Here is a 6,236-nt window from a genome sequence, read left to right as displayed (position 1 = left end):
GGCATGCCTCCCGCCCTCGTCGAACGGCTAAACGCCGAAGTGCGGCGCGCCCTGAAGGCCCCCGAGATAGTCGCGGAAATGCAGCGCCAGAACATGGAAACCCAAGACATGGACGTCGCGGCCTTCAATCGCTACGTGCGATCTGAAATCGAGCACTGGAAACCCTTTATCAAGCCCAGCTCCCCTTGAACCCGGAACAGTCCGGGCAACGCTGCCGCACATCGCCCCCCGGGGAGCAACGGGTGGGATACGGGCAGTCCAGTCGCTCCCACCTTGGACCCACGATCCACCAGAGCACCGCTGCGCGCGACCGCTCGCTCGTGCCGCACAAACACCGGCGGACGGCCTTGCATTCGAAAAGAGAGACGCATGAACGTAGAGAAACCCATCACCACCGAGCCAGCCGCCATGCAATGGGGGAGCGACTACCTCGCGGCTGTCATTCGCCAACTCGACCTGCGCTTTATCGCCATTAACCCTGGCTCCAGCCTGCGCGGCCTGCACGACAGCCTGGTGAACTATCTCGGCAACGAATCCCCGAAGCTGCTTCTCTGCCTACATGAAGACCATGCGATCGCCATCGCGCACGGTTATGCGAAGGTAACCGGCAAACCCATGGCCGCGGCAGTCCACAGCAATGTCGGCCTGATGCATGCTTCGATGGGCATCTACAACGCATGGTGCGACCGCGTCCCGATGGTCGTCCTGGGCGCCACGGGGCCGGTCGACGCCGTCGAGCGCCGTCCGTGGATAGACTGGCTGCACACCGCGCGCGACCAAGGCAGCTTGGTCCGTCACTTCATCAAGTGGGACGACCAGCCGGCCTCATTGCCCGCCGCCGCCGAATCCCTGGTCCGGGCAAGACTGATCGCCGAAACTGCGCCCCGGGGTCCGGTTTATCTTTGCTTCGACGTGTCGCTACAAGAAAGCAAACTTTCCGGCCCGCTCGAGGTACCTGATCCGTCGATGTACTCCCGGCCCACGCCTGCGTACCCTGAGCCGAGGGCGTTGCGTCGCGTCGCGCAGCTTCTGTCAGAAGCGAAACGCCCCGTCATCATGGCTGGGCGCATCGGCCGCGACATCCGCGATTGGGTGCGGCGGATCGAACTCGCAGAGCGCCTCGGCGCCACAGTGGTATCGGACCTCAAGCAAGGCGCTGCCTTCCCAACCGATCACCCACTGCATGTGGCGTACTCGGTCGGGTCCCGCGGCATGCAGGTGCTGCGGGAGGCCGACGTCGTCATGAGCCTGGACTGGATCGATCCCGCAGGCACTTTCAAGTTGCTCGCAGAGCGTGGCGCTCCCATCAAGGCTCCATATGTGCACTGCTCCCCGGATCAATACTCGCACAATGGGTGGAGCATGGACCATCAGGCGCTCGCGGCGGCCCACACGCACTTTCTGTGCGAGCCGGAGGCCTTGGTCGATGCACTCTTGGAGTTGGACGACGAGGAACGAATCTTTCCTGGCCGAGGCAAGGACCAAGCCGGCCAGCCCCCTTCCTCCCGCGAACCGGCCGCTCCCGTTCCCCCAGATGCCGAGCTGAGCATACGCGTACTGGCCCATGTCTTGCGGGAGGCAACGCGCGATGTCCCCGTCACTTTGATCCGCACGCCATTGGGGTGGTCAAACGATGTCTGGGAGTATCGCCACCCTCTGGACTTCTTGGGCAAGGACGGCGGGGCAGGCATCGGGTCGGGGCCGGGCATGGCCGTTGGCGCGGCTCTGGCGCTCAAAGACAGCGGCCGCCTGCCTTTGGCCGTACTAGGTGATGGCGACTTCATGTTTAGCTCCAGCGCGCTGTGGACGGCTGCCCACTACCGCATTCCGCTGTTAATCGTAGTCGCCAACAATCAGTCGTACTTCAACGACGAAATACATCAAGAACGCATCGCCCGGCAGCGCCACAGGCCCGTGGAAAACAAGGGCATCGCGCAGCGCATGACGGACCCCGAAATCGATATTTCGGCGATCGCACGCGGACAGGGAGCGATTGCCTACGGCCCGGCCCGCAATGCGGGCGAACTTGCCCGTGCCATGCGCGACGCCGTCGCTCGCGTCCGCGACGGGGCGCTATGCGTGATCGACGCGCGCGTGCTTCCGGGGTACGAATCCTGACGAACTGAAAGCGCGTCGCGCCCAGGCCGGCATGTCGAATAAGCACACCTATCCATCAATAACTAGGAGGAGACGCCCATGCCCACCACCCCGCCAATCTCCCGCCGTGGGGCCCTATCCGCGCTTGCTGTCTTGACGGTGGCCACAGCAAGCGCCTCATGGGCGGCGGAAGAGGCTTCCTGGCCCAATAAGCAGATCCGCCTCATCGTGCCCTACCCGCCCGGCGGCAGCGCCGACACCCTGGGACGTGCCTTGTCGTTCGCCCTCGGCAAGGCATTCGGGCAAAGCGTGGTGGTAGAGAATCGCGCGGGCGCCTCAGGGATGATCGGCTCGCAAGCAGTGTCCCGCGCCGAGCCGGACGGCTACACGCTCGTGATCTCGGGCATCGGCTCGCACGTGATCGCGCCCAAGCTCACGCCCAGCTCGTTCGACCCCATCAAAGACTTCACGCACATCGCCCTGCTGGGCGGTCCGCCCACGGTATTGGTCGTCAATGCCGAAGGCCCGGTCAAAGACATGCAAGGCTTCATCAGCTACGCGAAGGACAAACCAGGCGGCGTCAGCTGGGGCTCGCCCGGGCAGGGCACCCACGGCTCGCTGATCGGAGAAGCCTTTGCGCAGGCCACCGGCCTGACAATGGTCCAGGCCCCCTACAAAGGCGCCAATGCGGCCGTCACCGACCTCATCGCCAACCAGATCCAGGCCGCCTTCATTACCTTGAGCAGCGCCATGCCTGGGTTGAAATCCGGCCGGCTTCGCGCCATCGCGTTGACTGCGGACTCGCGGCTGGACGACTTCCCCGACGTACCCACCTTCAAAGAATTGGGCTACCCCAGGTTGACGGGAACGACCTGGTTCTCGCTATCGGGCCCGCCCGGCATGCGGGATACCGTGGTAACGCGCATCAATCAAGCCGTGCGCGACGCGCTGCGTACGCCCGAGGTGAGAAAGGAGCTCCGTCAACAGAACATGGTGACCGAGGACATGGATGCTTCGGCCTTCACCCGCTACGTGCAGTCGGAGCTCGAGCATTGGACGCCTTTCCTCACCCCTCTCGAGAAAACGCGGCCCTGATCCGGCGTACCCAGAAGCATCACGAAGGAGTGCATGAATGAACATCGAAAAACCGGTCGTCGCGAAACCGGTCGACTTAGAATGGGGCAGCGACTACTTGGCCGAAGTCATACGCCGGCTCGACCTGCGATACTTGAGCATCAATCCCGGCGCCAGCTTGCGCGGCCTCCACGACAGCCTGGTGAACTACCTAGGCAATGAGAATCCGCAGATGCTGTTGTGCCTGCACGAGGACCATGCGGTCTCCATCGCTCACGGTTATGCGAAAGTGACAGGCAAGCCCATGGGAGTCGTGGTGCACGCCAACGTGGGATTGATGCATGCATCCATGGGTATTTTCAACGCCTGGTGCGACCGGGCCCCCATGGTCGTGATCGGCGCCACGGGCCCGCTGGATGCAGCGGCGCGCCGCCCCTGGATAGACTGGATTCACACGTCGCGGGACCAAGGGGCACTCGTGCGGAACTTCATCAAATGGGACGACCAGCCTGCGTCATTGCCGGCGGCCGCGGAAGCCATGATCCGCGGAGCGCTCATCGCCAATACCGTACCCAAAGGACCGGTATACATCTGCCTCGACGCTGCCCTGCAGGAAGCGCGCATCGACGGGAGCGCGTCGATCCCTGAGCCGGACGATTTCTCCGGCCCGGCCACCCCTTACCCCGATCCAGCCAGCGTGCGCCGCATCGCCGAGCGCCTCTCCGAGTCCAAGAAACCGGTCATATTGGCTGGCAGGGTCTCCCGGGCCGAGGACGCCTGGCAAAAACGAGTCCGGCTGGCAGAACGACTGGGTGCCACGGTGATGACCGATCTGAAGCAGCCTGCCGCATTCCCGACGGATCATCCCTACCATCCCGTGCCTCCAGCATTTTTCATGGGCGAGGAAGGTTGCACGGTCCTGAGGGAAGCAGACATCGTGCTCAGCCTGGACTGGATAGACCTCGGCGGCACGTTGAAAATCGCAGCGAAAAACGGAAGGCTGGGCGCCGGCATTATCCAATGCTCGCCGGATCAATACGCCCACAACGGCTGGAGCATGGATTACCAGTCTCTGGCCCCGACCGACGTTCACCTTCTATGTGACCCCGATGCGCTCGTCGACGCACTGCTCGCCCTCGACGACAAAGAGCGCATCTTCGATCGGTGCGAACGGGCGCCCGTCCGCCCAGCCCATGCCCGCGCCCCTGCTCCCGACGACGGCGCCCCGTTGACGCTGCAAACGCTCGCCCGGTCGCTGCGTGAGGCCACCGAGCACCTCGAGGTCTCCCTGCTGCGCACGCCCTTGGGTTGGCCCGGAGACGCCTGGCACTTCCGCCACCCCCTCGACTTTCTCGGCAAGGATGGCGGCGCAGGCTTGGGATCTGGGCCGGGCATGGCGGTCGGCGGTGCGCTGGCCTTGCAGGGAATGGGACGACTTCCGCTCGCCGTCATAGGAGACGGCGATTTCATGATGGGAGTCAGCGCCGTCTGGACGGCGGCACGCTACCGCATTCCTTTGCTATTCGTCGTCGCCAACAATACGGCGTACTTCAATGATGAGTTGCACCAGGAGAAAGTCGCCCGCACGCGCAATCGCCCCATAGAGAACAAGGCCGTCGGCCAGCATATTGGAGATCCCGACATCGATATTGCCGGCATGGCCCGGTGCCAGGGAGGAGTCGGTCATGGACCGGTACGCACCGTCGGAGAACTGCGCGCCGCGATGAAGCAGGCGATTGCCGAGGTCCAGGCGGGCCGGGTTTGCGTCGTCGATGCCCGCGTCGTGCCCGGATATGATTCACTCACGGCCAAAGGATTGCTACGCGAGGTCAAGCAAGCAGAGCATTGAGACGGCATTGCAAGCCCCCTCGTTCCTAGCCATGTCCATCCTGCTCGCCTAGAACAAGGGCATCTGCCGCCCGTCCTCCGGAAGCGGCCCGCCGCGGCTGCGCGCCGGCGGCCGGAACAATCCAGTCTCGAGCACGATGCGACGCTGCGACAAGCCCAGTTTGCGGGCGGCGCGGTGGAAACGCTGGCGGACCAGGTCGGCCCATATGCCCTGCCCCCGCATGCGATCGCCGAAGCGCGGATCGTTGAGCCTGCCGCCGCGCAGGTCTTCAATGCAGTGCAAGACCTTCCCCCTGCGATCGGGAAAGTGGGCCTCCAGCCATTGCGCGAACACGGCCTTGACCTCCCAGGGCAGCCTGAGCATGGTGTAGAAGGCCGCTTGTGCGCCGGCCTCGGCCGCGGCCTCCAGCACGTGCTCGATCTGGTCGTCGGTAATGAACGGAATGACCGGTGCCAGCGATACTCCTACCGGCACGCCCGCCGAACTCAGCTCCCTGACGATTTCGACACGTCGCCATGGCGCCGCGGCACGCGGCTCCAGCGTGCGGGCCACCCGCGCGTCCAGCGTGGGGATGGTGACGTAGACCGCGACGAGATCGAGCTCGGCAAGCTTGGCGAGGATGTCGAGATCCCGCGTGACGGCGTTGCCCTTGGTCACCAGGGACACGGGGTGCCGGGTGTCCCGCAGCAGCTCCAGCAATCCGCGGGTCAGCTTCCACTGGCGCTCGATGGGCTGGTAGGCATCGGTGGCGGAACCGATATTGACCACGTCCACCCGATAGCCGGGACGCGAGAGCTCGGCCCGCAACGCCTCGACGGCATTGACCTTGGCGACCAGCTTGGTCTCGAAATCGAGACCTGGAGACCAGCCAAGGTAGGCATGCGTCGGACGGGCGAAACAGTACACGCAACCGTGCTCGCAGCCGCGATAGGGGTTGATCGCGCGGTCGAAGGGAATGTCAGGGGAATCGTTGCGGGACAGGATCGTGCGCGCTCGTTCGACGGCAACTTCGGTCTTGGCCCCGGCCGGCGTTCCTGCGGGAGGAGCCCAGCCATCGTCCACCGCCTCTCGTTCCAGGGTTTCGAAGCGATGCCTGACATTGGCCACGGCGCCCCGACCGCGCCGGGGTGCCAGGGGTGGTTGCGGGAGCAAAGCGGGCGGCGAACTGTCATCGTCCATGCTAATACTGTACAAACATACAGTATCTGACACAATC

5 protein-coding genes are annotated in these 6,236 nt (G+C 64.3%); 4 read left to right on the top strand and 1 reads right to left on the bottom strand.

Annotated elements, in window-relative coordinates; translation table 11 throughout:
* From IRZ12_RS14585 to IRZ12_RS14570, 4 genes are all read left to right on the top strand, one after another.
* Positions 1-189 (top strand): tripartite tricarboxylate transporter substrate-binding protein (locus IRZ12_RS14585; RefSeq protein WP_296469780.1); only part of this gene is annotated, 189 nt, incomplete at its 5' end.
* Positions 190-369: 180 nt separating this feature from the next.
* On the top strand, positions 370-2,118 hold the full coding sequence (locus tag IRZ12_RS14580; RefSeq protein ID WP_296469777.1) for a thiamine pyrophosphate-binding protein: 1,749 nt from the start codon (positions 370-372) through the stop codon (positions 2,116-2,118).
* Positions 2,119-2,196: 78 nt separating this feature from the next.
* Positions 2,197-3,192: a tripartite tricarboxylate transporter substrate binding protein gene (locus tag IRZ12_RS14575; RefSeq protein ID WP_296469774.1), complete on the top strand. Its 996-nt coding sequence runs from the start codon at positions 2,197-2,199 to the stop codon at positions 3,190-3,192.
* Positions 3,193-3,229: 37 nt separating this feature from the next.
* Positions 3,230-5,020: a thiamine pyrophosphate-binding protein gene (locus IRZ12_RS14570; RefSeq protein ID WP_296469771.1), complete on the top strand. Its 1,791-nt coding sequence runs from the start codon at positions 3,230-3,232 to the stop codon at positions 5,018-5,020.
* A 48-nt stretch (positions 5,021-5,068) separates the two neighbouring features.
* Here IRZ12_RS14570 and IRZ12_RS14565 read toward each other — a convergent pair whose 3' ends face one another.
* Positions 5,069-6,199 carry a PA0069 family radical SAM protein gene (locus IRZ12_RS14565; RefSeq protein ID WP_296469768.1) on the bottom strand — a complete coding sequence of 377 codons (1,131 nt, stop codon included), beginning with the start codon at positions 6,197-6,199 and terminating at the stop codon, positions 5,069-5,071.
* Positions 6,200-6,236: the final 37 nt, after the last annotated feature.

It is taken from the genome of Pigmentiphaga sp., assembly GCF_019689535.1.
In the GTDB taxonomy this organism is placed as follows: Bacteria; Pseudomonadota; Gammaproteobacteria; order Burkholderiales; family Burkholderiaceae_B; genus Pigmentiphaga.
This window is presented reverse-complemented; position numbering and strand designations above follow the sequence as displayed.